We start from the raw sequence: 26917 nt of genomic DNA, 5'->3' as shown, positions 1-26917 counted from the left end.
TTAATGTTCCTTTTCATGGTGAATGGTGGATTGGATAATGATAATGTGCTCTGTTGATGGGCTTATCATTCGACCGTTTTCGGTCAGGTTCGGGTTGTTGAGCAGCATGGCTATTTAGAAAATGTAAGAGGGGGAAGGTGGGTGTCTTCTGGAGGAACGCTTGCGTGACCGCCTTTGTTATCGGGAAATAACAGCCGGGTGCGATGAATAAATAAAATGTCCCGATAACAACAGCGGCCGGAAGGAGATACCCATCTGGGTACCGTACACATTTTCAATCTCCTCCGAGTTTCTCAACAAACAAAAACCTGGCCGTCAACCGGTCAGGTTTTTGTCCTGCACCATTTCAACGCCAGGAATCCAAACGTTGAACGTAGTGCCTTTATCGATCTCGCTTTGAACCTCGATCTTGCCTTCGTGCAGCATGACCAGCTCCCTTACAATGGCGAGGCCGAGCCCAGTGCCTTGATTTTTTTTGGAGCGGCCGCGGTCCACCTTGAAGAATCGCTCCCAGATCATTTCCAGATCATCGGGGGATATGCCGATCCCCGTATCGGAGAAAACGATTCGGATGTACGGCTCCTCATAAAAGGCGCGGATCACAATGCTTCCATTCTCCGTGAACTTGATTGCATTTTTGATAAGATTGTTCGCTATTTGCTCCAGGCGGCTCAAATCGGCGTACGCTTTGGGCAGTTCGGTGCTGATTTGCAGGCCGATAGACGTGCCTTTGGCCGACGCTTCCGGCTCGAATTTAAAAGCGATCTGGGTCAGTAGCGATTTGACATCGACAGGAGAGCGAGACAAGATGATCTCGTTGTTTTCCAGCTTAATGAGATCCATAATGTCATCGACCAGCCGGTTCATATGAAGCGTCTCGTTATAAATAATGCCATAGTAGCGGGGCTTGGCGGATTCGTCGATCAACCCGTCCTGCAACGCCTCGAGAAAGCCTTGCATCGCTGTCAGCGGAGTCCTCAGCTCATGCGACACATTGGCCAGGAAATCCTGGCGGATTTGCTCCAGCTTCTTTTTCTCCTGATCGACGATCTCCAGCTTCTCGACCATATGGTTGATCGTGCCGGCCAGATCGCCGATTTCGTCCTTGGACTGGATCCGGATTCGTTCGCTATAATCGCCCATGCCGATTTTTGCGGCGACCCGGTCTATTTTTTGCAGCGGCTGAGAAATCGTCCATGATAAGTACGAGGCAATGACGGCAGAGAGGAGGAGGCCGAATAAGGTGCCCCACAGGATCGTCTCCCGCAGGTTCGTTATCGTCTCATTCATCCCTGTCACTGGAGAGTGCAGAACGATTCCGCCGAATACTTGATTATCTTTGCCCCACGGGACAACGACGGACAGCATCGATTCCTTCATGCCCTCGAATTCCATGTTCAGAATGGTATTTTCGCCGTTTTTCACTTTTTTGACGATGGAAGCGTCGACGGATTTGCCGATATACACCTCGTCCTTGGAGGAAGTGGCGACAATTTTGCCTTGGAGATCGAAGATCCAGATTCTAGTTTCATAGGACTGGTCAAAAAAGATCAGCAAATCTTTGACGCTGTCGTCCAGGACAGTCGCGTTCTGCACCGCCAGGTTGACCCGTTTTGCTTTGCGCAGCAGCTCTTCTTTTTTTGAATCGATAATGTAGCTTTTCGTCAACAAAGAGATGAGCAGCCCAACGACGCACAGGCCTAACAGAACCGTCAGCATGGAGCTGAACAAAATGCGGCGGAAAATGCTTTTATTAATGCCGAGAATCATGGGTCCACCACAAATTTGTAGCCGATGCCCCACACGGTTTGGATGCAGTCGCTTTTATGAGGATTCAGCTTCTCGCGGAGCTTTTTCACGTGAACGTCAACCGTACGAATATCGCCGATATAATCATAGCCCCATACTTGCTCGAGCAGCTGCTCCCGGCTAAATACGCTGCCCGGCGACTTGGCCATATGCGCCAGCAGATCGAATTCCTTCGGCCGGAGCGTAACCTTCTCTTCGCCGGCAATGACTTCACGGCGGTCCATATGGATCGACAAGCCCTCGAAGTCGTACGATACGGGAGCCTCAGCTTCCTCGCTCGGCTTTCTCGGCTGCATCCGCCTGAAGATCGCTTTGATTCTGGCGATAAGCTCCCGCGGGCTGAACGGCTTCGTCACATAATCGTCGGCTCCGAGCTCAAGACCTAGCACACGGTCGAACTCCTCGCCCTTGGCCGTCAGCATAATGATAGGGGTATCGGACCGTTTTCTAATTTCCCGGCAAGCTTCATAGCCGTCCATAACGGGCATCATGACATCGAGAATAATGATATCGGGCGATTCTTTTTCGAGCAGTTCCAGAGCGGTCATACTGTCCTGGGCTTCCAGCATATCGATATGCTGCTTTTCGAAATATAAGCGAATGATTTCGCGAACGTTAGGGTCATCATCTACAACCAATACTTTCCAAGGGTTCATAAGTCCATCCTTTGTATGTTTTTGGTATAGAATTTGGGCATAACGTGCCCTGCATCAGGTGTACCTATACATTTCGGAGCAAGAGCATGGTTTTGCGGGGGCAAACAGGAAAATGGCCCTTCTCCGATCGGAGAAAGGCCTATTGGAATGGGTTGAATCAACGATTATGGTTTGGTGGTCGAACCGCTTGTAGAGCCACCTGTAGAACCGCTTGTGGAGCCGCCTGTAGAGCTGCTGCCGGAGCTGGAATCCGTCGATTTGCTTCCTGTCGAGCTGGAGCTGCTGCTTCCTGTAGAACCGCTCGTGGAGCCGCTGGTAGAGCTATCGGAGCCGGTACTGGACGACTTGCTTCCGCTTGAGCTCGATCCGCTGCCGGAAGAGCTGCCGCTTCCGCCCGGTGTCGTCGAGGAGGAGCCTGACGAATCCGATCCCTTCGGCGTACTTGTGGTCGGTACGCTGGAATCCTTGGAGCCGGTGCTACCGCTATCTTCAGCCCCGCTTGAACACCCCGTAACTAAAGCAAAAACTAGCATTACGCCTAAAGCCCACGTCAAAGTTTTTTTCATGTTTCTAGTCTCCTTTCACTCTTCGGAATCTCATTATGCCGCAGCCGCTTGGGCTCTGTCGGGCACATCAACAATGTACAATAAAAACATGATCGTTCTATGTGAAATCTGAGACCGGTATATTAAAAAAATATGAACAAGTATGAACGCGCCTCAAGGGGAGCAAGAACGAAAAACCCGCCATCCGTAATAGGGATAGCGGGTGAGCTTGTCGAGAAACCTGTGAATTGAATCAAATAGCCCCCACTTTGTTAGAAGATGAGGGCTGAGTTACGTGTTATTTTAAAGTAAGAGTGCCTACAACTCCTGCATGATCAGAAGGCCATAGTGCCGTTGGTGTACGATCCTTTTGATCCTCTCCAATAACCTCCACTTTCTTAACTTTGAAATCGCCTCGAAAGAGAATTAAGTCTATTCTGACAAAAAGCTGCGAAATCAAATTCAATACATCAGCATCCTGGCAGCATGTTAATCCAGCGCCTTTTCCTGCGATAGTCCATGTATCTTTAAATCCGGAATTAACTAACAAGTTGTAAGTTGGGCCATTGCCGTCAGTATTTGAGTTGAAATCTCCTATGAACACTAAAGGAAGTTCAGTAGCTCCGGGGCCCTGTAAAAGTTCATTGGCTTGAGCGAGTTGTATTTGAAGTGTCTCGGGAATTAAAGGTGTAACGGGTTGTAAATGAGTATTTACAAGTCTAAATTTCTTCCCGCATATTTTGACATCAACAGACGCCCAACCAAAAAGGAGTCTTTCAACATTTCCGCCAACTGGAACGGGAAGAAAAGCTTCAAAATTCTTTGTTTGTATATTTGAGAACTTAAGTCCTGAATTTTTTCGCACCAAAATCACGTCTCGATCTAAAAATCGAACGTTGAAGCCGCTACTACTAGGTAACGTAAGATCCGTAGTGTCTACAATGGCTAAAGCCTGATAATGTAATCCTCTTTTTTCTAACTCTTTGAGAAGGATCGAGACAAAATCATATGTTACTGCTGCTTTAGAATTTTGAGGTACCAAAAGTTGCCATATTGCTGCTTCTTGAAGACCTATTATATCTGGTTTTTTTCTAGCAATTTGATCGGCAATAGCCCTTGCTCGCACGGGGAAATTGGTTGCTTGAAACTGTCTAAAGATCTCAGTAACGCGTTGCGGTAGTTCCTCAGGAGTGCTTCCTACTGCAATCGATAATTCAGCTCCAAAATAGATGTTCCATGTCATGATGGTTAGCTTCGACCTCGATTTCTTCTTTTTACAAACGATATTCATTTTCTTTTTAAAGCGCCTTGCTTTTATAGCCAGACGTCCCATCAGCCAAACACCTCCCATGATTTTAGCACATCTCATCCTATGCTTAGAGACTATGGGGGAGGTCGGACAGATAACTAAATATGGACTAGACTGGAATCTATTTATAAAAAAAAAATAGGCAAATCCCATACTCAACTACTAAGACGGATACGGATAAACCGAGTTTCTCGATAATAAAACCCGCCATCCGTAATAGGGATGGCGGGTTCTTTAGTCAGCTTGCGCCTTCGTTCCACTGCGCTTGAGCCCGGCGCACTTCCGTCCAGAAGTGATCCAGCTCGTTCTTGGCGATTTCCCGGACGAAGCTGATATCCTCGCCGATCAAATCCGGCGACCATTTCCTTCCGAGATTGGCGTGCACCACTTCATCGGCCCAGTCGTAATCCTGAAACTGGGTCATCAGCGGGTGCTTTGCCTCATCCCGGCAAAATTCGAATTCCCCAGCTTTGCCCGGACGCTTCATCGCACCTTCCTCGATGCCGATCGCAAGCCATGCGTACTGTGCTCCGGGAATTTTCGGCGCGTTAACATCGTAATCCGACGTGTATTGCGGCCGGCTCATCCAGTCGATGCCTTCGCTTTCCAGCGCCGCCTGGCCGAACAAGGCATGACGCACTTCATCCCACAGATGGCGGGCCAGATCGCGGTAAAATTCCCACGGCATGTTTTTCTGCGAGAAGAGAACGGCTGCAATCAGCTCGGCCGCGGTCATTTCTTCCTGTCTGACGCGCATTTTGGCCAATAGGCTGCGCTGTACCGGATCCTCTGGCGGGTTAAGCACGCTGGTCCGAGCCCACGTAACCGGCCCCATCTTGCGAGGATCGCGCACCGATTTCAATGGGATCCGGTATGGCTCATGGGAGCGGATCCGGTGCGGCAGTACAGCCGTCTTGGGCTGCTGCCCGTCGATGCCGCCGGCCGCAGCCAGGAGCGAGGCGATACCGGCCTTGAACTGGTCGCCGTTGTCCCCATAGATGCCTGATTGCTGAAGGCTCACAATCATCTGCTCTCCCCAGCTCAATTGATCCTCCAAATCGAGGATCATCGACCGCAGCATGCGAATCGTCGGCTGATCGACAATTTGCTGGGTCGTCGCCGTGTGGCTGCGGTAGGCATCCAGCAGAGCCGGCTTGATGACGCCGTAGATGCCGACCATGAGCTCCAGATCGTTGCGCGCATGAATCAGTTCGTCCATCAGCAAGGACAACGCTGCATCCGGCTCCTGGTTCAGAACGGCGGAGGACGTCCGCAGCTCCGTAATCCGCGCTCGCAGCCGGTCGGCGGCCTCTGCGTCCTCGTACAGATGCTTGCCGAGTGCAACTTTGATATCCCAGTCTTCACGCGCGGGCAAATGACCTGCGGCAATCCGGAGCAGGCTCTCGTGAATGAACCGGTAGCGCTGCATGACCTTCGCATTTTTTTCCACGCTGTACTTGCCCAGAGCATAAGGATTTTGAATTCCTGCATAACTTAACATGGAGAACTCCCCCTCAAAGGAACAGTGAATGGAACCGCTTGTATTTATTATGGCAAATGCAGAAGTCGGGCAGCAATAAAGCGAACCGCAGCGTTGGTGGATTTATTTGATAATCCGGTTTAACGGGTAGGCTCCCTGATAATCCTCCACCGGAGCCAGATGCCGGACTCTCGGATCTTCGTAGCGATCGCGGTACTCCGAAGCGGTCACTCCTTTGACCTGGATGAAGCAGCGCGAGAAATAATGCTCGTCCCGGAAGCCGACCTCGTAGGCAATCTGTTTGATGGAAGAGGCCGTCTGCAGCAGCAGCTGGCAGGCCCGCTCGATGCGGCGGTGAGAGATGGCTTTTTGCGGCGTAATCCCCATATGCTGAACGAAAACGCGGGTAAAATGCTCGTGAGTCCATCCTACATGATCGGCTATTTGGGCGATGGATAGGGGAAGCGGAAGATGCTTGTCGATATATTGAAGCGCTTTCGTTACTTGCATCGGCAAGTTCCGGCCAGACAGCGGATCCGGTTCGGTAGCGGCCAGCCCTTCTATTTCTGCCAGGATAGTATAGAGGAGAAGATTCCCCCGCTGCTCCCAATGAAACGGCTTATAGGCGGCCAGATGGAGCAATTGCTTGAACAGCGATGGAACGAGCGAAGTATGACCGGCGCGCAGCCAGGATAAGCCTCCAGGAGACAGGAGCGGAGTGAGGTCGTGGCAGCCCGTCAACGAATCTGTCATGAAATGAATGAACAAATGCCTTGTAGGATGGGAGGGATCGAATAAGTACGTATGCTCCTCCGACGGACGGGTCAGGATGAAGCAGGGTTCGTCCAGCACATAGAGCGTATCTGCCACCTTGTATTGCGTAGCGGAGCCGATGGGAAAATAAACGAGCTCATAATCGTGCAGCTTCCTGGGGCCGAGTGTCCACCCGGCTTTGACGGTGAAATCACCGGCAGTAACGATATGAGGCGCCGGATAACGGCGCGCGGATTCCGACGAAGAATGATCATACATGGAGTCGGCAGCTCTCCCTATCATTTGAAATTGGATGTAATTTCACCATAGCAGATAGGTGGCGGAGGAAGCAATCACGTATTTTCCTGGAAAAGGAAGTACTGGGTTCCTAACGCAGGACAGAAGGAAATAATAGGCGTTTACCGAATAGAGATTTAATACGAGGATGGAGGGGGTACGAATGAGGGATAGTCAGAGCGCTGCTCAAAACGGCGGTTTATATAACCGCTTACATTCGATAGCCGTACAGCTGTTTCTATTATTTTTCGTCAGCATCATCGTGCCGGTGCTAATCGGAGGGTATTTGTCCTATGAGAAATCGGCGGTATTGATCGAGGAGCAGGTCAGCAACGTAGCGACGTTAACGATCCGGCAGGTCAGCGACAAGCTGAACTTTATTTTTAAAGGCTTGGATAACACCTCCATGAGACTGGTCGGCAGCAAGCTGATCCAGGATGCGCTGCAGGGCAAAGATGCGCCTACGCCGTATGAGAACGTAAAGCTGAATAACGATGCGAAAGATCAGATCATCTCGCTGATTACGAATTCGCCCGAAATCATGGATATTTTCATACTGGATGTCAATAAAAATAATTCCTTGGTCAGCTCAGGATTCCAAGGCGTTCTCGATCCATGGGAGACGGAATGGTACCGGAAAATTATTGAAGCGAATGGGGCGGCGGTCTGGTTCGGCCTCTCCAATATTTCGTATTTGAAAGGAACCGATATGGGGATTCCCGTGTTCGGGCTCGGGCGCTCGGTGAAGGATGTCGATACCGGCAAAGTCCTCGGCGTCATGTTCATTGAAGTGCGGGGCAAGGTGCTGAAGGAAGCGATGGCCGATCTCCAATTCGGTCAAACCGGTTACACCTACGTCGTGGATCAGACCAACAGCTTTGCCTATCATCCCGATATGACCATGTATGGAAAAAGCTCCGAGCTGGAGCTGCCTGCCTATACGCGCGTCGTGAAAATCAACGGGACGGATACGCTCGTCATTCCCGACAATTTGAGCAACGGATGGCAGGTAGCCGGCATCGTACCCATTCAGGAGCTGATTGCCGATTCGAAAGTAATCCGCGATCTGACGGTTTGGATCGCGCTGGCCTCCGTACTGGTCGCTGTCGTGATGGGCTACTACGTTGCGTACAAAATCGGACGGCCGCTTGTCTATTTGAGCAAGCTGATGAAGCGCAGCGAAGCCGGCGATCTGACGGTTAGGGCCAACATTGCCGGCAGGAACGAAATCGGCCAGCTCGGGCGCAGCTTTAACAAAATGATCCGGCAGATCGGCGTTCTCATCCACCGCATTGCCGAAGAGGAGAACGAGAAGAAGAAGGCGGAAATCCGCGCCTTACGCTATCAGATCAATCCGCACTTCTTGTACAATACGCTCAATTCGATCCGCTGGATGGCACGGCTGCAGCGTACGGATGACGTGGCCGACGCCATATCGGCATTAGTTCCTCTGCTGGAGGGAAGCCTGGAGCGGAACGGCTCGTTCGTCAAGCTGGGCGAAGATTTCGATCTATTGAACAAATATATGATCATTCAGCAATACCGCTACGATAACAAGCTCACGCTGACGATTCATTGTCCTCCGGAGCTGAATGACATTCCGATTCCCCGGATGCTTCTTCAGCCGATTGTGGAGAACGCGATCTTTCACGGCATCGCACCCAAAGAGGAGAAAGGCTGCATCGAGGTTACGGTCCATCGGGAGCAGGACGACGCGGTCATCGTCATTCGGGACGACGGAATCGGTATCGACAGCGCTAAGCTGCCCCACCTGCTGAACGGTTCAAGCAGCACTAGAGCGAGCGGGATGACGCGCATCGGATTGTCTCATGTGCATCAAACACTGCAGCTGTATTTCGGGATCGGATACGGCGTCGAGGTTCATAGCGAGATCGGGCAAGGCACAAGTGTCCGGCTCATTATTCCCATTCGAAAGGAAGATGCTTATGTACAGAGTGCTGCTGGTTGATGACGAGCCCATTGCCCGTATTGGGCTAAGAACGACGTTTGACTGGGAGGAGAACGGGTTTCAGCTTATAGGAGAGGCCTCCAACGGCCAAAAGGCGATGCCGTGGATCGAGCGCAACGAGGTGGACATTCTCATCACGGATATAGCCATGCCGGTTATGGATGGACTGGAATTAATGCGCGCAGCCCGCGAGCACTGCTCTCGCATCAAGGTAGTGCTGCTCAGCTGCCATAACGACTTCGAATATGTCAGGGAAGGCATCCGCCTAGGCGCTTCCGATTACTTGCTGAAGCCGACGCTGGAAACGGCCGATTTGAAGAACGTTCTGGACAAATTGAAGGAGCAGATTACGGAGGAGCGCAAAAAGCAGGAGCACTACCAGCGCCAGGAGCTGAACGGCAAGCGGCTGGAGATGGAGAAAGCGCTGATCAAGCTGCTGGTTAGCGAGGAGCTGCCTGCCGGCTTGGAATCGGACTTCTCGTGGCTTGAGGAAGGCTACAGGATGATCGTCTGCCTGTTGGACGGAGCGTCCAAGCTTCGCACTGAGGAAGGCGGGATCTTCATTGACATTATGCTGGACGAGGTGCAGGCCGGCTTCTATGAATGGATGGACCGGGGCATTGCCTTCCGGGTCGGCGCCGACCAGCTGATACTGGCGATACCCGAACGGAATCAGGAAGAAGCGTTGACGAGGCAAAAGCTGCACGGCTTCCATTCCCATTTGAAGGCCAAAGGCTATTCGTTCACGATGGGCGTCAGCAGCCGCATTCACGGCAGCGGTTCATTGAAGCAGGCTTACCGGGAAGGGGAGGAAACCGCCCGGCTGCGTTTTTACATGGGGCCAGAGTGCGTCCGGTTCTACAGGGAGGGATTGCTTACCCGGAAGGCGCAGGGAGAAGATATGGAATGGGTGAAGTCGGCGCTGAAGAACGCGCTGACCGAAGGGTTCCAGGACAAAGCGGCTCAATATGTGGAGAAGGTTGTCCGCTGTTGGACTTACGAGCATCGAACGCCCGTCGAGGTGATGAGGGAAGCGCAGGAGCTGCTGTCGTTATTTCAGCTGTGCAGATGGAACAAGCCGCTGCCCCTGGAGCAGGCCGAGGCGCTGCGAATGATGGAGTCGGTTGAGGAAATGCGTGCGCTCTTGTGGACCGCCTTCGAAGGAGTATGGAAATCGGAGGATGAAATCGAAGAAGAATCCGGCTTCCATCGGAGAATAATCGAGAAAGCGGTGGAGTACATGAAGCAGCATTTTACGAAAGCAATCAGCCTGCAGGATGTGGCCGACCATGTCTCGGTGAGCAAAAATTATTTCAGCGAAATGTTCAAAAAGGTGACGGGACAAAATTTTATCGACTATCTCATTCATCTGCGGTTGAAGCGGTCGAGCGCGCTCTTGCAGACAACAACGCTGAAGGTGTACGAGGTTGCGGAAATGTCCGGGTTCAACGACGTCAAATATTTCAGCAAGCTGTTCAAGAAAATGATGAAAATGTCCCCTGCGGAATATAGGGAGAAAAAGGCGTGCAACATCGGAATAGGCAACACCTTTTCGGAATAAAAGCGGTTTCATTCGCAAAATCTGCAGCCTATAATGTAAGCGTGTACATAACAATTTGTTGGAAAGGGATGAACGATATGAAGATGAGGGGCAAATTTTCACTTGCAATGCTCGCTGGCGTAATTTCATTAATCCCATTAATGTCGGCATGCAGCAACGGTGCAACCCAGGGAGACGGTAAAACGGCGGCGCCCAAGCCGGGCGAAAAGATCAAGCTGAAATGGTCGACCTGGGGCAATCCCGGAGAGCTGGGCCGATTTCAGGAATTTACGAAGGATTATAACGCCAAGCATCCCAACGTTGAATTTGAGTTAATTCCAGTTCCAAGTGACTACGAGCAAAAAATATTGACGCAGCTAAGCGGGGGAACGGCTCCTGACGTCTTTTATTCCGGTGACAGCACGATCGTAAAGCTGATTGAGAATCAGACGATCGCCGAGCTGACTCCATACATGGATAAAAGCGCGGACAGCAAAATCAAGGAGAGCGATTTCTTCAAAGGCCTTTGGGGCGCAGCCAAGAAAAACGACAAGGTGTACGGAGTTCCGGTCGACTGTAATCCGTTCATTCTGTGGTACAACAAAAAGCTGCTGAAGGATGCGGGAATCGCCGATATGCCTGCGGATCTGTATGAAAAAGGTCAATGGAATTGGAATTCATTTAAATCGATGCTGGAAAAATTGCGGGCCAACGGCAAGCACGGCTTCGTACTGGACAACGATTGGGGCCGGTATTACAGCTTTGTGAGCAGCAACGGCGGGACGATGTACAACGATAAAGGCGAGTTTGTCGGCGATAAGGACGCCAAGGCGCAGGAAGCGTTCAAATTCCTGTACGATAACGTGCAGTCCAAAAATATTACGTTCGCCGGAACGCTCCCTAAAGGACAGGGCGGCGACGCGATGTTCATGTCCAATCAGGTCGGCTTCGTATCCGCCGGTCGCTGGTATCTCCCGATTTTCAAACAAAACAAAGATCTTCAATTCGATATCGTGCCTTATCCTACCAACACCGGCAAGAAGATTGAGCCTGCCGGCGTAGCTACCGCTTATATGGTAATGAACAAAAATACGAAGCATGCCAAGGAAGCGTACCAATTCATCAGCGAGTTCGTATCGAAGGAAGGTCAAGTATTCCGTCTGCAAGGAGGCGGCAACGCCGTACCGTCTGTAGAAGGTGCCGACCAGGTCGTTATGGAGGGCAACCTGCCTGAGCACGCCAAATATTTCCTTGACGCACGCAACATCGGATATGCGCTGACACCGCACGAAGCCGGCGTTCCGGGGTTGAGCCAAGTGATCAAGGATGAGATGGAAGCGCTGTGGCTGAAGGACGGCAAGCTTGATGAAACAATGAAAAATCTGGGCGTGAAGGCGAACCAGAAAATAGCCGATTTCAAGGCCGGCAAGTGATCAGGAAGGGCTGATAGCTATGAACAAACGAATTTCGGACAGCATTTGGGGCTTTACATTTATATTGCCCCAAATGCTCGGCCTTCTCGTCTTTGCCTTCATCCCGCTCGTTTCCGCCTTCGTTCTGAGCGTGATGAAATGGGACGGCTTCGGAGAGAAGCAATTTATCGGACTGGACAATTTTATCGGACAGCTGCAAAATCCGGATTTCAAGCTCGCGCTGTGGAATTCGGCCTGGTATACGATCCTGGTCGTGCCTACGGGCATTTTGCTGGCGATTCTAGTAGCGGTAGCCTTGAATAAAGTGCGGGGCAAAGTTGTATACCGGTTGTTTTATTACATGCCTGTAGTAACAAGCTCCATAGCCGTATCCATCGTATGGCTGTGGCTGCTTAATTCGGAATTCGGCATCATCAATGTGTACTTGAAGCAATGGTTCGGCATTCAGGGACCCGATTGGCTGACGAACCGCAAGCTGGTCATACCGTCGATTGCAATGCTCAGTGTCTGGTGGGGGCTCGGAGGCAATATGGTGCTGTTCTTGGCCGGCCTGCAGGGCATTTCCTCCTCCTATTATGAGGCGGCTCAAATGGACGGAGCGAGCAAGTTCCGGCAATTTTGGCACATTACGCTTCCGCTTCTGTCACCCACGACGTTCTTTGCCACGATCATGTCGATCATCGGCTCGTTTCAAGTGTTCGATCAGTCGTTTGTCATGACGGGCGGCGGACCGGCGAAGGCAAGCTATACGATCGTGTATCACATTTACCAGCTCGCTTTCGTCGAGTTTACGTTCGGCAAGAGTGCGGCTGCAGCCGTAATTCTGTTCGCGATTATTTTGGCTCTTACTTTGTTCCAGATGCACATGTCCAAGCGGTGGGTGCATTATGGCGGCTAACTACAGCGGGAAGGGAGGGAATGGTTTGGAAATGAAGGTTGAAAGCAGAGCGGCAAGCCATACGTCGGTGTCGGCGCTCAGGGCGGACAGAACAGGCACTTCGCTGATAGGCAGAGTGCTCCTGCATGCGGTTCTAATCATAGGAGCCATCATTATGATCGGTCCGTTTATATGGATGGTATTAAGCTCGCTTAAGCAGTTTTCGCAAGTATTTCTAATTCCGCCCAAATGGATTCCGGATCCTTGGGAATGGGGCAACTACAAACGCTCGTGGGAAGCCCTGCCGTTCGGGCGCGCTTATGTGAACAGCTTCTATATCGCTTTGGTATCCGTAACGATCAAGCTGATTACTTGCTCGATGGCGGCATACGCATTTGCGAAGATCCGCTTTCCGCTTCGCGAGCCGATATTCGTCCTGTTTCTGGCGACGATGATGGTGCCGCATCAAGTCACGATTATTCCGTTGTATTTGATGATGAAAGGGCTCGGCTGGCTGGACACCCACCTGGCTTTGATTGTCCCGGCATCGTTACTCGATGCGTTCGGCGTATTTTTGCTCAGGCAGTTCATCAAAAGCATTCCCGACGAGCTGGAGGAAGCGTCTATCGTGGACGGGGCCAATCGGTGGACGATCTATTCACGCATTATTATTCCGCTCATTCGACCGGCGCTTGCAGCTTTGGCCATCTTCACATTCCTCGGCATGTGGAACAGCTTCTTCGGACCGCTCATCTTCCTGAACAGCCCGGATCAGTTTACGGTACCGCTGCTGCTGAATTTGTTCCGCGGGATGTACATTACGGATTGGACGCTGATGATGGCCGGGTCCGCCATCGCGGTAATCCCGGTGCTGTTCGTTTACATTCTTGGTCAAAGATATATTATTGAAGGCGTCACTTTGACGGGGATCAAAGGGTAAGCAAAAGCATGCCTTGCCATGTCAAGCCATGGCAAGGCATGGGATGACGTGATTTTGCCAATCAATATGAATAGAGAAGGATGGGGAGATCCATGATTACTGCCGATCAGGTAAGCTTTTATCAGGAGAACGGGTATTTGCTGGTCAAAGGTGTGTTCAATGCCGAAGAAGTGGAAGTAATGAGAACGGCAACGGAAAGCATCATTTCCCGGGCGGCGAAATCGAGGAACGATAAGAACCATGCCTGGCAGGGAGACTATTTGCCCCCGGACGATTTGAAGAAGCTTGTGTTGAAAGGCTTTCATGACGTTCACTACCATGACGCCGCCTTCGCGCGTGCGGTCATTCATCCGAATATGGTCGCTGTTTTGACCCGGCTGATCGGCCCGAATGTGCTGCTCCATCATACAAAAATGCTGGTGAAGCCGCCGGAGAACGGAGCGGCGTTCCCGATGCATCAGGACTATCCTTACTTCCCTCATTCCAAGCATACGATGCTGGCGGCAAGCGTTCATCTGGATAACGCGAACGAGGAAAACGGATGCCTCTGCGTCATTCCCGGCTCCCACAAGACCGGCGAGCTCCCTCATGTCGGCACGTATTATTTGGACCATAAACAATATCCGCTTTCTATGGGAACGCCTTGTCCGGCTGAAGCGGGAGACGTGCTGTTCTTCAACTACTTGACCATTCACGGCTCCGACTGCAACCGCAGCGCCAACACTCGGAGAAATGTGCTGTTCCAATATCGCGACGCAGCGGACCAGCCGACTCGAAATGTTCATTTTGACTGGGGAATGGGGCTTATGGTAAGCGGACATAATGAGGATTTCGATCATGTGAAGCCCGACTTTAAGATCGTTGGATGATAACAGCAAAGAGCTAATTAAAGAGTCAGGCCTTCCGGTATCTATCCGGTGGGTCTGGCTTCTTTATTTTGACCGGATGCTCTGTGCGATACCAAACGGAACGGTGTGCCTGGGATTGACAGGGAAGCTGGTGAAGTATATATTTTAATTAGTACTAGGTACTAATACTTGATAGTAAAGGTTGGTGCGCTATGATGCTTTATCATGCACGGATTACCGCCATCGGAACCTACGTCCCTGAACGGCGTTTGACGAATCACGATCTTGAGAAAATGGTTGATACGAGTGACGAATGGATTGTGCAGAGAACCGGGATCCGGGAGAGGCGGATCAGCGAGCCGTGGCAGTACACAAGCGATTTGTGCGCGGCGGCGGTGAACGACTTGACTCGCCGTTACGGCAAGTCCGTGTCGGATGTAGATATGATCATCGTTGCCACCAGCACGCCGGATTTTCCGTTTCCAAGCACAGCGTCGCTGCTGCAGCATCGGTTAGGCATCCCTGCGACGGGGGCTATCGATATAAGCGCTGCTTGCGCCGGATTCGTCTATGGTCTGCACTTGGCCAATAGTCTGATCGCTTCCGGGCAGCATCGCAAAGTTCTCGTTCTCGGTGCGGAGACGCTGTCCAAAATAACCGATTATACCGACCGTACCACCTGTGTCCTGTTCGGAGATGGAGCCGGTGCCGTTCTGGTGGAGCGGGATCCGGACGAATCAGGCTTTTTGTCCTATCATCTCTCCACGGATGGAAGCGGAGGACCGCATATTTACCAGACTCGCATTGCCGATAAGATGAACGGCATAGAGCTGATCGACAAGCAATTGCTGGTGCAGAACGGAAGAGAAGTGTTCAAATGGGTGGTCAGGACCGTACCGGACGGAATGCAGCAGGTCGTCGATAAAGCAGGCCTGAGCTTCGAGCAGGTCGATTGGTTCGTGCCTCACAGCGCCAATCTGCGCATGATCGAACCGCTGTGCGAGCGAAGCGGCTTTCCGCTAGAGAAAGCATTGTACAGCCTTGTTCATTTCGGCAATACGTCGGCGGCAACGATTCCCTTGGCGCTTGATATCGCCATCAGGGAAGGCAAGATCAAGCCAGGCGACCGCGCGCTGCTGTATGGCTTCGGCTCCGGTCTCGTTCAGGCTGGAATGCTGGTTCGCCTGCAGCTGGATCCGCAAGTGAATGCTCCGGCAGCATGGTAAAGTTCAGCCGGCCATTTGGTTGCTTGCCGATTTCTTGATATGATAGGAGAAAGGAGCTTTTGGCAAGGTTACCTTGAATGAGAAGGAGTGAGCAGCAATGGAATCAAATACAAATCGGGAACAGCTGGCGACATTCGCCGGAGGATGCTTCTGGTGCATGGTAACCCCGTTCGACCAGCTTCCCGGCATTAAGCGGGTCGTATCCGGCTATACCGGAGGGCATAAGTCGAACCCGACCTACGAAGAGGTATGCTCGGAGACAACAGGGCACGCCGAGGCAGTGCAAATCACCTTCGATCCGGAGCTGTTCCCGTATGAGAAGCTGCTGGATACGTTCTGGCAGCAGATCGACCCGACCGATGCCGGAGGGCAATTCCATGACCGAGGCGAGTCTTACCGGACCGCTATTTTTTATCATAACGAAGAACAGCGCTTGAAGGCGGAAGCATCGAAGCAAGCGCTCGAACAGAGCGGGCGCTTTGACAAGCCGATCGCTACGCAGATCGTTCCAGCAGGCGAATTTTTCGAGGCGGAAGAATATCACCAGGACTACTACAGCAAAAATCCGCTGCGCTATAAAATGTACCGGAAAGGGTCCGGCAGAGACGCTTTTATCGAGCAGCATTGGAATACCGCTCAGGATAAGGAGAAGCGCAGAAGCCAGCTCACCCCGATCCAGTATGAGGTGACTCAGAACAATGCGACGGAGCCTGCGTTCCGGAACGCATTTTGGGATCATCATGAGGAAGGCATCTATGTTGATATCGTATCCGGAGAGCCGCTGTTCAGCTCGCTGGACAAATTCGACTCCGGGTGCGGCTGGCCGAGCTTCACGAGGCCGCTTGTCGGAGGCAATGTGAAGGAAAAGTCAGATTACAGCCATTTCATGATCCGCACGGAAGTACGCAGCCGCGAAGGGGATTCGCACTTGGGACACGTGTTCACGGACGGCCCGAAGGATGCTGGAGGATTGCGCTATTGCATCAATTCCGCTGCACTTAAGTTTATTCCGAAAGAGAAGCTGGAGCAGGAAGGCTACGGTGCTTATCGCGCATTATTTGACGGGCGCTGAGTTCGCGTACTTTGTTTCAGAGACCCGTTAGTGACCCGGTTGAGATTCTCCTGTCAGGGAAGAATAGAATGAACAGGAGAATCTGCAGCCGGAGGATACATTGATATGATGATTGTCATAGGGTTTGTTGAATCGCTTTCCTCGTACTATCTAGTAGCCATGTTTCTATTGATAGGACTCTATCTGAGGTTTCGATATTATATCAGCTACCAGGACCGCAAGCTGCAGCGTGACGCCAAGTTTGCCAAATATGGCGGCTATGTATGCATGCTGCTATCCTGCGTCGTGCTTGTGGCGCATTTCTTCGTTATTTGACATGGCCGATCCGGCGAATCGATGCTTCAACCTTGACGTCAAATTCCACCGTACGGAATATCTCGTCCCAGTTGTCTCTATGCTTCTTCCAGTAGGCATACTCGTATCTTCGCAGCTTTTCCCCGAATCCGAATATATCCACCCCGAATTTCTTTTGCACTTTCTTTATGATGTCCTCAACATCTTTTTTTAGCTGTTCGTTCAAAAGCTGCTCGATTTGGAGCAAATCTTCATTAGTCGGCTCGGGCGGGAGTCCGTCTTCCCCGACGTGCCCTTCCGTACGGATCGAAATCGTAAATGCAGGCTTGCCGTTTTGTACATGCGGTTTAATGATTGAGCGCATGCTCTTCACTTCAAACGTCGTATAATTTTTTGTAACCTGCGAGTGTTTTTTCACAATGACGTAATTTCCCGCTTCTACCGTTCCATTCACCCATCGGTATGATCTCACATCCAAATCGGAGAACCAGCCGATAAATTTATCCATTTTTATTACCGCGCCCCCTTCCATGAGCACGTACTGTCCTTTTGGCTCGACCCGGGTCAATATAGTGTCCCTCCCGGCACGGAAATCAGAGGAGAAGTGACCGACCGTAGAATCCTTCGGCATCCTGGCCGTTTTTCTCAGTGATTCTTTCGTAAGAATACTTAAGTAAATTCCGGGTACCGGAATAAGTCGATGTTGAATGTTCAGCACCTTTTTGGCAGGGCCTTCCGTTACGACAAGAGCAATTTTGCGACGCATCTCATGGTCCCGCAAAAAAAGGTCCATAGGCCTGGAAAGGCCCTCTTTAGCTAGTTCTTCACTGACAACAATTACCTGGAGATGCTCGTAAAACGGGACTCGGGCGACCTTAGTCGTCAGAGCTCTCATACAATCGAATAAAGACGGGCCTGTGGCACTAACGTTCCAAACGGGCTTCATATTCGTGGAGGGAGTTTTTCCTGACAACGCTCTCGGTTCGGCAAGCTGTACGGTAACTTCATAATCCGGCAGGCTGTCCCCCTCCTGCTTCGCTTTATCGATAGCGACAGCGAGAACGAAAATACGTTCCTCGACTTCAAGCCGGTCCCAGCACCCTGACAACAGCGGAGCAACCAGTATGAGGAGCAGCAGGCAGTGAGGCCATTTGTTCATAGGCTGCCTCTTCGTTTCTTCCAAATATAAGCCCCCCATAACAGAAGCGGGGAGGTGCAATTGATTATCATGCCGCCCATGCCTACGGTATTGCTCCAGGTATCTACTTGGAGGACATTTTTGGGCAGTAAGGCAGCCAGAAATACAATCGGCATATACAACAGCGAGATGACTCTATGCTCCTCAAGCTTCAACAGTTTGGATGTTATTAAGCTGGCGCAATAATGATAAAGAACAATCGTTGTCAGAGCGAACGGAATCCATGCAAGCATCATGACCGATTCCAGCCGTTCGACGAATGATCCCGGGAGGATAATGTTTTTGGCAATGGCCAGGGTCGGATAATTGACGTAGCTGACTTCTTTAGCTCCCAGGATGCCTACACAAACAACGACGATAATCACATAGAGAGCCGTTACGAAAGAAAAAACGCGGATAATCGATGTCGTGACGCTGCGCTGATCATCCATGAGCGGCAGAAGGAACAGGATCATTTCGAAGCCAAGAAACGAGAAAAAGGTAGTGGGAATGCTGCGCAGCACAGGCATGAATCCGTCCCCGAGAATAGGAAGGTTTTCTCCCAGATCGACTTCGCCAAACGTGAGAATGAGCACCATGAACAGGAGGATTACGGCAACCGGCTGTACGAGCTGATTGAACCGAGCAATAGGGTTTATCCCGAGCTGTACGATGTAGGTGCTTACGAGAAAGCTCACCATGATGATCACTTCGATCGGTGTCTTATCAAGCAGGAACAGCTTGGTTACATCGGCATAAACACGCACCACAATACTTACAAAGCACAGGAAATAAACAATAAAGATGATGCATAGAAAGGTTCCGCCTATACGGCCTAGCAGGATCGGTCCATATTCGGTCAGTCCTTTGTCGGGAAAACGCACCCCCAGCTTGGCCATAACGATAGTGATCGCTGCAGCCGCAATGCCGCCGATGATGATAGACATCCATCCGTCGACACCTGATTTTGTAGCAATGGCTTGCGGAAGTGACAGAATGCCGACGCCGACCATGATAGAAAATAGCAGAAAGCCCATCTGTCCGTTGGTGATTTTGTCCTTGATATTCATCTTCACCACCCCTTTTTCCGTTTGGTATTGTTAGCCCGCTTTCCGTCCAGCGTTTGCAATACAGCAGGCCGGGTCTTCAACAGGGGCAGAGGCGCCCGGATGGCCGTATCCTTCCAATCCCTAATATGGTAAGGAGCAAACGGCGAGAAGTAATTGATGCCGAACGATTTTAAAGAGACGAGATGAGCGGCAATCGCCATTAATCCAAGGATTAATCCAAGCAAGCCCAACGTGCCTGAAAGGAACATTAATGGAAAGCGGAGCAGCCGGATTGCGATCGCCGCATTGTAAGCCGGCAGAAGGAAAGAGCAGATTGCCGTCAGAGCTACGACGACGACCATCGCTGGGCTGACTATGCCCGCTTCGACAGCAGACTGACCGATAACCAAACCGCCGACGATGCCGATGGTTTGCCCGATAAAGCGGGGAAGACGCAAGCCCGCTTCGCGCAGCATTTCTAGCGTAGCTTCCATCATAATAGCCTCCATAATGCTTGGGAAAGGCACATCCGCTCTTCCTGCAGCAATGGAGAGGGTGAGACCGGTAGGGACCATGCCCGGGTGAAACGATAGCAGCGCGATGTACAAGGAAGGAAGCATGAGCGCAATAAAACCGGCAATGAACCGAATCAGCCGTATGGCGCTGCCGACCATCCACCGTTCGGAGTAATCGTCCATGGCTTGAAACAGCATGGAGAATGTTACGGGGACAAGAAGAACGATGGGAGTGCCGTCTACCACGATGGCCATTCGGCCTTCGGATAGGGCTGCAACCACTCTTGCGGGCTGCTCCGTATACTGAGCTTGCGGAAACGGAGAATACCAGCTGTCCTCGATCCATTGCTCGACTGTTCCGCTGTCCAGCACTTCATCCACATCCATCGTATCGAGCCGTCGTTGAACCTCCTGCAGCAGCTCGGGATTGACTATATCATCTATGTAGATCAGAGCTACCTTGGTTTGGGTTCGCGTGCCTTTCTTGGAAATTCGCACTTGAAGATGGCGGCTAGGGTAGCGTCTGCGGATCAGGGAAAGGTTCGTTGAAATCGATTCCACGAATCCGTCGCGGGGTCCGCGCACCGTATTTTCACTGCTGGGCTCCTGGATGGAACGCCCTTGCATTCCTTGGCCGTTCACCTGGTAGGCGAAAGAGCTCGTTTCGGAGACAACTAGAATGAATCCATAGAAAAGGGCTTCTATCGCCTCATCCAATTGGGTTTTATCGAAGGCCTCGAACGTGTCGAAAGACTCGTCATGAAACAGCTTCGGGATAATTTTCTCCTGTACGTAGCTGTCCTCAACGAGTCCGGCAATATAGACCAACGTCATTATGCTGCCATTTACAATTATCGGACGAAACGTCATGTCGGAGTTCTGTGACAGGTGCTTGCGTAATTCTTCAACCCATATCATCTATATAAGTCCTCCAGCCAATGATATGGGGTAGTATGAGGTAATGCCGCCCATTTTATGCCATAAAGCTTAAGAAATGTTTAGCTTATTGGATGGAATTGGAACTAATGGAAAAAGAAAAGGCAGATCAAGCGATATGCTTGTCTGCCGTAATGGATGATATTAGTTTACAATAGCGTCGATCGCCGCCAATTCTTCGCTCGAAAATTCCAGGTTGGCCAAAGCGGCGACATTTTCTTCGATTTGGCCGGGGCGGCTCGCTCCGATCAATGCCGAGGTGACGCGTCCTTCCCGCAGTACCCAGGCTAGAGACATCTGGGCGAGGCTTTGACCGCGCTGAGCAGCAATCTCGTTTAACTTGCGCGCTTTGGCGACTTTGTCCTCCGTCACGTCGCCTTCCTTAAGGAACGTAGATGGCTTTGCCGCACGGGAGCCTTCCGGAATCCCGTTCAAATATTTGCTGGTGAGCAGGCCTTGTGCCAGAGGGCAGAAGGCGATGCTGCCGACGCCATGCTCCTGAAGCACATCCTGCAAGTCATCCTCAATCCATCTGTTGAGCATGGAGTAGACCGGCTGATGAATCAAGAGCGGGGTACCAAGCTCTTTAAGAATACGGATGGCTTCCTCGGTTTTATCCGGCTTGTACTGGGAAATGCCGACATAGAGCGCTTTGCCTTGACGGACGGCCTGATCCAGCGCCATCATGGTTTCTTCCAACGGAGTGTCCGGATCGAACCGGTGCGAATAGAAGATGTCTACATACTCCAGTCCCATGCGCTTCAAGCTTTGATCAAGGCTCGAGAGCAGGTTTTTGCGCGAGCCCCATTCGCCGTAAGGTCCGGCCCACATCCGGTGTCCGGCTTTGGTGGAGATGATGAGCTCGTCACGGTAAGGCGCGAGGTCCGTCCGGAGAAGCTTGCCGAACATCTCTTCCGCCGAACCGGGAGGAGGTCCGTAGTTGTTGGCAAGGTCAAAATGCGTGATGCCGAGATCGAACGCTCTTCTGACCATGGCGCGGCCGTTCTCGAATGTATCGACGCCGCCGAAGTTGTGCCAAAGCCCTAACGAGATAGCCGGCAGAAGCAGACCGGATCTTCCGCTCCGGTTATATTTCATTTCTTTGTATCGGTTTGTATCCGCTTGATAAGTCACGTTGAAAGTCCTCCTAATCAATTTTCGCTGTTGGGAATAAGGCTTGGCATGGATGTACTGCATCAAGTGTTTCGTTAACAGTATATGAAAAGATAGGCGACAGGAAAAGTACGCACATTGTTTTGACTAAGTAACGTTTAGGTAACTGAGAATCAGCGACAGCGTCGTCACACGTTTGACTTTGGATTTTTACTTAAAAGATGGTAAAGTAAGATAGATATGGTTGCCATTCGATAGATGAGAGATTAAAGGAGAATTCCCTGCAATGATTGTATTGTTCATCTTGTTCATCCTTATTATGGGGTCGCTTTTTAGCGGTGCGCTGGTCCTGTTTTTCCAAAAAAGAACGAAATTCGGGGTCCTCATGCTGCTGCTCGGATTCGTAGCCTCCTTCCTGTTCTACTACTCGATCTATAAAGGTTGGGTAACGCTTCCTTCGTAAGGATTGCGGGGAGTTCCTGCATCCGGTTGTATACATGTTTTCTCTTCGGAAAGAGTGGCCGTCGTCTGACGAGCCGCTCTTTTTTTGGGGCTAAGGACACCCGCACAATTACCGGACAGAAGGACAGGAATCCATACGCTTGTGCCCGCCGCTGCATAGTCTATCCTGCAGAGACAAGTAGGATGGAGTACAGGTTGAAGTCGTGGAAAACAAGGATAATGTAAAGGAAAGGGATCCGCATGAAAAAAACATCCTTATCCAAAACGAGGAAGGCAATGGTATTGTCAGCGAAAAAGAGCCCTAGCAGCATGAAGCAAAAGCGGAAGGTGCGAAGAGGCTCCATTATCGAAGACAGTATGATCATGTCATCTGCCGGCGCCAGGAGGATATTGATTGAAGAGAGGGACATCCCGGTATCGGTAAGCGAAGGCCCTTCGGCGGCTTCAGCCGCTGCTGCCGAACCTGCGGCACGTGCCTCTTTATTAGGCGGTTTCGGTGGAATTGACGGCATTATTTCCTTTATGACTAAAGCGCAGCAGATGTTCAAATTGTTTCAGCAAATGGGCCCGATATTCAAGATGATCGGTGCCTTCGGAGGCGCCAAAGCAACGACGTCCAGCTTGAGAAGCGGGAAGAAGCTCAAAAAGATAAGCCGCAAAAAAATTCGTTAACCGTTTGTACGGTTGGATGATATATCATGGCGCCCCCCCGTGCGCTGAAAGCCTGTTGATTAACTCAACAGGCTTTTTTTTTCAAATCCGGGCTTTCTGCGGGTACCCATACGATCAAGCTAGTCAAGACAAGCGGGACGTGGATGCTGGTCCATGCCTTCAGAACGGAATCTTAATTAGGGCTGTGTTATTTGAAAAAGATTGAATGAGTTGGCTGCGAAGATCGTTCTCTTCCTTGGGCTTATGTTCCCAGGGGATAGAACGGTCTTTTTCTTCCCCTCCTTACCTGAAAGTAACTTAATGTACTCTTTTTCACTCCTTATATTTCAGGCGATTTTTTTATATGATGGGAATGAAGTGACAAGCTGAAGGAGGCGGAACGGATTTGATCAAGCAAATCGGTCATTTGGCGCTTACGGTGGAACATATGGAACGATCGCTGCATTTCTACTGCGATGTGCTCGGCTTTACCAAGGCGTTCGAGCTGCACGATGCGGAGGATAAGCCGTGGATCGTCTATTTGAAAGTGTGCGAAGGGCAGTTTATCGAATTGTTTTACGGCGGATTGAATAAGCCGGAGCCGGTCCAGAAGCCGATCGGCTTCAACCATCTTTGTCTTGAGGTTGAGGACATATACGAAATCGCGGAGCATCTGAAGCGCAACGGCGTCCCGCTGGATGTAGAGCCGAAGCAGGGGAAGGATACGAACTATCAGTGCTGGGCGAAAGACCCGGACGGCAACCGGATCGAGTTTATGCAGATGATGCCGGGATCGCCGCAAATGAACAGTTAATCATTGCAACCGCTTTTTTGGGATAGAGCAAGATCATGATATAGTAAACAAATGGAGAATTAGGAGGAGTCGGATCATGGAGTATCGGACATTAGGAAAAACCGGCATTCAGGTGTCCAGCCTATGCTTTGGTACGATGTCTTTCGGAGGACCGGCGGACGAAGCCGAGTCGAAAGCGATGTTCCGTCGCGCGCGGGAAGCGGGCATCAACTTCTTCGATTGCGCGAATGTATACAACAAAGGCGTGTCGGAGGAAATATTGGGCCGGTGTATCGCCGACTGCCGGGATGAGATCGTGCTCACTTCCAAAGTGAATTTTCCGGTAGGACAAGATGTCAATCAGCGGGGCTTGTCCCGTAGGCACATCATGCTCGCTGTAGAGCAAAGTCTGAAGCGGCTCGGTACGGATCGGCTCGATTTGTACTTCGTGCACCATTTCGACCCGCGTACGCCGATGGAGGAGACGCTGCGCGCGCTCGACGATTTGCAGCGCCAAGGCAAAATATTGCATCCCGCTGTGAGCAACTGGTCCGCATGGCAAATTGCGAAGGCGCAAGGCATCGCGGACAAAGCGGGACTTGCCCGGTTCGAGTGCATCCAGCCGATGTACAATTTGGCGAAGCGGCAAGCGGAGGTTGAAATATTGCCGTTGGCCGAATCGGAGCAGATAGGCGTTATTAGCTACAGTCCGCTTGGAGGCGGCTTGTTGACAGGGAAATATACGAAGGACCGCAAGCCTGAACAGGGCCGGCTGGTCGAGCAAAAAAATTACATCCAGCGCTACGGGGATCCTGCGTATTACGATATCGCCGAAAAGTTCGCCGAATACGCGCTGGAGCGCGAAGTACATCCGGCTACACTAGCCATCGCTTGGGTCATGAGCCATCCGGCTATTACAGCGCCAATTATCGGGGCTCGCAACGTGGAGCAGCTGGAGCCTTCGCTTGCTGCGCTTGAGATCAACATGACGGAGGAGTGGCGCAAGGAAATATCCGCGCTCTCCATCGAGCCGCCGCCGGCTACCGACCGCAGCGAAGAAAGATGAGGTGACGCCGGCTAGCGGCAGCATGAGTACACAGACAACCAACACGATTCGAAATGTGGGTATCGTCGCCCACGTAGATGCCGGCAAAACGACGACGACGGAGCATATGCTGTTCGAAAGCGGCCGCATTCGCAGCCTCGGCCGGGTGGATGCCGGAACCGCCCAGACGGACTGGCTGGATGTCGAGCGGGAGCGGGGCATCTCCGTGCGAGCCGCTTCGACGGCTTTCCGGTGGAAGGACTGTACGATCAACCTGATCGATACGCCGGGCCACGTCGACTTCTCCTCCGAGGTCGAACGATCCCTACGCATATTGGACGGTGCGATCCTTATCGTCTCCGCGGTGGAAGGCGTTCAGGCGCATACCGAGACGCTCTGGAACGCAATGCGTTCGCTCGGCATACCGACCTTGATTTTTATTAACAAGATGGACCGGATCGGCGCCAGTGCCGAACGCGTCATGGGAGAGATCCGAAAATACTTGTCGGCCGACATCGCTGTCATACAGCGATTTACGGGCGAGGAAGCCGATTTTCATGCCGTGGACCGGCTTTGGTATAGGCAGGAAGGCGGAGCATTGACACGCGGAGAGCAGTCCAGGCAGGAGGATTACGACGCCTTATGGGAAAAGCTTGCTGAGCACGACGAGCAGCTGCTGGACGATTTCGTCAATGGCCGTCTCGTCCCGGACGACGAGCTGTACGACCGTCTGATCGCCCTAACGGCGCAGTCGCAGCTGTTTCCCGTAATGTTCGGCGCAGCGAGCAAAGGAATCGGCATCCCCGAGCTGATGGATGCCATCGTAGAGCTGCTGCCTCCGCCCGCAGGCAGGAAGGATGATCCGCTGTCCGGCATCGTATTCCGGCTGGAGCGGGATAAGGTCATGGGCAAAATCGCGCTGATCCGGCTGTTCGGCGGAACCGTCCGCAACCGCGATGTCGTCCGCAATTCGACGCTCGGTGTTGACGAGAAAGTAACGCAAATCCGCAAAATCCATGCAGGGCAGCACGAGGATGTCGGGATGCTGGAAGCCGGCGATATCGCCGGCGTTTGCGGACTAAGCCAGGTCCGCATCGGCGACATCATTGGCAGCGGGGAAGGGATCGCTCCCGGACACCGGTTGACGGAGCCGCTTCTCACGGTCCAGGTGCTTCCGGCGAACGGCGCGGAATATCCGCAGCTCGTTGCGGCGCTGCAGGAGCTGGCAGAGGAAGATCCTCTGCTGGATTTGCAGTGGCATCAAAATGAGCGGGAGCTGCACATCAAGATCATGGGACCGATCCAGCTGGAGGTGCTCACGCATGTGCTGCACAGCCGCTTCGGACTTCATCCGGTCTTCGGCCAGCCGACCGTTATTTACAAAGAGACGCCGTCCCGCGAAGGGATCGGCTTCGTAGCCTACACGATGCCCAAGCCCTGCTGGGCGATATTGAAATTCCATATCGAGCCCGGGGAACGTGGGAGCGGGCTCGTCTATTCCTCGATGGTCAAGCCCGAGAAGCTGCTGCCGAGCTATCAGAACGAGGTGGCACGGAGGGTTCCGGAAGCGCTCCAGCAAGGCCTTAACAACTGGGAGGTTACCGATCTCAAGGTGACGCTGATCGAAGGGGAGCATCATGTCTGGCATACGCACCCGCTCGACTTCGTACTCGCTACGCCTATGGGCATCATGGACGGCTTGGCTCGAACCGGAACGGCGCTTCTGGAGCCGTATATCCGCTTTCGCCTTACCGCTCCGGAGGAAGCGAACGGCAAAATTATGCATGAGCTGACGCTCATGAGAGCTATTTTCGACTACCCGGTGATTACGGGGGAACGATTCATGGTGGAAGGCACCGTCCCTGTCGCAAGCTCGCTGGAATTTCCCGTGAAGCTGAGCACGCTTACCGGCGGCAGAGGCACGTTCGCTGCACGGTTCGACGGCTACAGGGAATGCCCTCCGGGTACGGAAGCCGTACGTCCAAGGAGAGGCGTTAATCCGTTGGATACGTCCAAGTATATCCTAAGCATGAGAAACGCGTTAGGCTCGCAGCGATCGTAATGATCATAGAGATCGTAGTGATCGCTCTCAATGAACAAAGACCTTTCTGCATTCCGCAAAAAAAAT

At 51.9% G+C, this 26917-nt stretch carries 24 protein-coding genes; 15 read left to right on the top strand and 9 right to left on the bottom strand.

Features of this window, described 5'->3' with window-relative positions; translation table 11 throughout:
• Positions 1-315: 315 nt before the first annotated feature.
• Together ACFQ88_RS15120 and ACFQ88_RS15115 are read right to left on the bottom strand one after the other, a co-directional pair.
• Positions 316-1770 carry a sensor histidine kinase gene (locus ACFQ88_RS15120; RefSeq protein ID WP_345774013.1) on the bottom strand — a complete coding sequence of 485 codons (1455 nt, stop codon included), beginning with the start codon at positions 1768-1770 and terminating at the stop codon, positions 316-318.
• Entirely contained in the window at positions 1767-2465 is a 699-nt protein-coding gene (locus tag ACFQ88_RS15115; protein ID WP_239627309.1) for a response regulator transcription factor, read from the bottom strand. Before ACFQ88_RS15115 ends, ACFQ88_RS15120 begins: the two co-directional genes overlap by 4 nt.
• A 174-nt stretch (positions 2466-2639) precedes the next feature.
• Between ACFQ88_RS15115 and ACFQ88_RS15110 the strand changes: the two genes are divergently transcribed.
• A complete protein-coding gene (locus ACFQ88_RS15110; protein WP_379454637.1) occupies positions 2640-3143 on the top strand; it encodes a hypothetical protein in 504 nt (167 codons plus the stop codon).
• 165 nt (positions 3144-3308) lie between these two features.
• Here ACFQ88_RS15110 and ACFQ88_RS15105 read toward each other — a convergent pair whose 3' ends face one another.
• The 3 genes from ACFQ88_RS15105 to ACFQ88_RS15095 all read right to left on the bottom strand — a co-directional run bounded on the left by ACFQ88_RS15105 (position 3309) and on the right by ACFQ88_RS15095 (position 6831).
• Positions 3309-4343, bottom strand: a complete 1035-nt coding sequence (locus tag ACFQ88_RS15105) for an endonuclease/exonuclease/phosphatase family protein (protein WP_379454636.1) — start codon at positions 4341-4343, stop codon at positions 3309-3311.
• Between the two features lie 214 nt (positions 4344-4557).
• Positions 4558-5820, bottom strand: a complete 1263-nt coding sequence (locus tag ACFQ88_RS15100) for a hypothetical protein (protein WP_379454635.1) — start codon at positions 5818-5820, stop codon at positions 4558-4560.
• A 102-nt stretch (positions 5821-5922) separates the two neighbouring features.
• On the bottom strand, positions 5923-6831 hold the full coding sequence (locus tag ACFQ88_RS15095) for an AraC family transcriptional regulator (RefSeq protein WP_239627298.1): 909 nt from the start codon (positions 6829-6831) through the stop codon (positions 5923-5925).
• 181 nt (positions 6832-7012) lie between these two features.
• Here ACFQ88_RS15095 and ACFQ88_RS15090 point away from each other — a divergent pair, with 181 nt between their 5' ends.
• The 9 genes from ACFQ88_RS15090 (at position 7013) to ACFQ88_RS15050 (ending at position 17069) form a co-directional block, all read left to right on the top strand.
• Entirely contained in the window at positions 7013-8818 is a 1806-nt protein-coding gene (locus ACFQ88_RS15090; protein WP_239627296.1) for a cache domain-containing sensor histidine kinase, read from the top strand.
• On the top strand, positions 8796-10379 hold the full coding sequence (locus ACFQ88_RS15085; protein ID WP_379454634.1) for a response regulator transcription factor: 1584 nt from the start codon (positions 8796-8798) through the stop codon (positions 10377-10379). The genes ACFQ88_RS15090 and ACFQ88_RS15085 overlap by 23 nt, the downstream gene beginning before the upstream one ends.
• A 77-nt stretch (positions 10380-10456) precedes the next feature.
• Positions 10457-11791 carry an ABC transporter substrate-binding protein gene (locus ACFQ88_RS15080; protein ID WP_379454633.1) on the top strand — a complete coding sequence of 445 codons (1335 nt, stop codon included), beginning with the start codon at positions 10457-10459 and terminating at the stop codon, positions 11789-11791.
• Between the two features lie 19 nt (positions 11792-11810).
• The gene (locus ACFQ88_RS15075) at positions 11811-12689 is read left to right on the top strand and encodes a carbohydrate ABC transporter permease (RefSeq protein WP_239627288.1); all 879 of its coding nucleotides are present in this window, start codon (positions 11811-11813) and stop codon (positions 12687-12689) included.
• A 31-nt stretch (positions 12690-12720) separates the two neighbouring features.
• The gene (locus tag ACFQ88_RS15070; RefSeq protein ID WP_379454908.1) at positions 12721-13608 is read left to right on the top strand and encodes a carbohydrate ABC transporter permease; all 888 of its coding nucleotides are present in this window, start codon (positions 12721-12723) and stop codon (positions 13606-13608) included.
• Between the two features lie 92 nt (positions 13609-13700).
• A complete protein-coding gene (locus tag ACFQ88_RS15065; RefSeq protein ID WP_239627285.1) occupies positions 13701-14477 on the top strand; it encodes a phytanoyl-CoA dioxygenase family protein in 777 nt (258 codons plus the stop codon).
• Positions 14478-14668: 191 nt separating this feature from the next.
• The gene (locus ACFQ88_RS15060) at positions 14669-15682 is read left to right on the top strand and encodes a ketoacyl-ACP synthase III (RefSeq protein ID WP_379454632.1); all 1014 of its coding nucleotides are present in this window, start codon (positions 14669-14671) and stop codon (positions 15680-15682) included.
• A 97-nt stretch (positions 15683-15779) separates the two neighbouring features.
• Positions 15780-16754, top strand: coding sequence for a peptide-methionine (S)-S-oxide reductase MsrA (gene msrA, locus ACFQ88_RS15055; protein ID WP_379454631.1), 975 nt, complete (start codon positions 15780-15782; stop codon positions 16752-16754).
• Positions 16755-16859: 105 nt separating this feature from the next.
• A complete protein-coding gene (locus ACFQ88_RS15050) occupies positions 16860-17069 on the top strand; it encodes a CLC_0170 family protein (protein ID WP_239627277.1) in 210 nt (69 codons plus the stop codon).
• On the opposite strand, the gene ACFQ88_RS15045 is transcribed toward ACFQ88_RS15050, so the two are convergent.
• The 4 genes from ACFQ88_RS15045 to mgrA all read right to left on the bottom strand — a co-directional run bounded on the left by ACFQ88_RS15045 (position 17062) and on the right by mgrA (position 21859).
• Entirely contained in the window at positions 17062-18207 is a 1146-nt protein-coding gene (locus ACFQ88_RS15045) for a Ger(x)C family spore germination protein (protein ID WP_379454630.1), read from the bottom strand. The genes ACFQ88_RS15050 and ACFQ88_RS15045 overlap by 8 nt on opposite strands.
• A complete protein-coding gene (locus ACFQ88_RS15040; RefSeq protein ID WP_239627273.1) occupies positions 18204-19295 on the bottom strand; it encodes a GerAB/ArcD/ProY family transporter in 1092 nt (363 codons plus the stop codon). The genes ACFQ88_RS15045 and ACFQ88_RS15040 overlap by 4 nt, the downstream gene beginning before the upstream one ends.
• A 2-nt stretch (positions 19296-19297) precedes the next feature.
• Positions 19298-20707, bottom strand: coding sequence for a spore germination protein (locus ACFQ88_RS15035; protein WP_239627270.1), 1410 nt, complete (start codon positions 20705-20707; stop codon positions 19298-19300).
• Between the two features lie 162 nt (positions 20708-20869).
• The gene (gene mgrA, locus ACFQ88_RS15030) at positions 20870-21859 is read right to left on the bottom strand and encodes an L-glyceraldehyde 3-phosphate reductase (RefSeq protein WP_379454629.1); all 990 of its coding nucleotides are present in this window, start codon (positions 21857-21859) and stop codon (positions 20870-20872) included.
• Positions 21860-22124: 265 nt separating this feature from the next.
• Here mgrA and ACFQ88_RS15025 point away from each other — a divergent pair, with 265 nt between their 5' ends.
• The 5 genes from ACFQ88_RS15025 to ACFQ88_RS15005 all read left to right on the top strand — a co-directional run bounded on the left by ACFQ88_RS15025 (position 22125) and on the right by ACFQ88_RS15005 (position 26851).
• On the top strand, positions 22125-22301 hold the full coding sequence (locus tag ACFQ88_RS15025) for a hypothetical protein (protein ID WP_239627265.1): 177 nt from the start codon (positions 22125-22127) through the stop codon (positions 22299-22301).
• Positions 22302-22609: 308 nt separating this feature from the next.
• Positions 22610-22972 carry a hypothetical protein gene (locus ACFQ88_RS15020; protein ID WP_239627263.1) on the top strand — a complete coding sequence of 121 codons (363 nt, stop codon included), beginning with the start codon at positions 22610-22612 and terminating at the stop codon, positions 22970-22972.
• A gap of 385 nt (positions 22973-23357) precedes the next feature.
• On the top strand, positions 23358-23765 hold the full coding sequence (locus ACFQ88_RS15015) for a VOC family protein (protein WP_239627258.1): 408 nt from the start codon (positions 23358-23360) through the stop codon (positions 23763-23765).
• A 76-nt stretch (positions 23766-23841) separates the two neighbouring features.
• On the top strand, positions 23842-24810 hold the full coding sequence (locus tag ACFQ88_RS15010; protein WP_379454628.1) for an aldo/keto reductase: 969 nt from the start codon (positions 23842-23844) through the stop codon (positions 24808-24810).
• 22 nt (positions 24811-24832) lie between these two features.
• Positions 24833-26851, top strand: coding sequence for a GTP-binding protein (locus ACFQ88_RS15005; RefSeq protein ID WP_379454627.1), 2019 nt, complete (start codon positions 24833-24835; stop codon positions 26849-26851).
• The last annotated feature ends 66 nt before the right edge of the window (positions 26852-26917 follow it).

The sequence above is a fragment of the Paenibacillus sp. NPDC056579 genome, assembly GCF_042793215.1.
In the GTDB taxonomy this organism is placed as follows: Bacteria; Bacillota; Bacilli; order Paenibacillales; family NBRC-103111; genus Paenibacillus_S.
The sequence above is the reverse complement of the archived record's forward strand: the minus strand, read 5'-3'. Positions and strand labels throughout refer to the sequence as shown.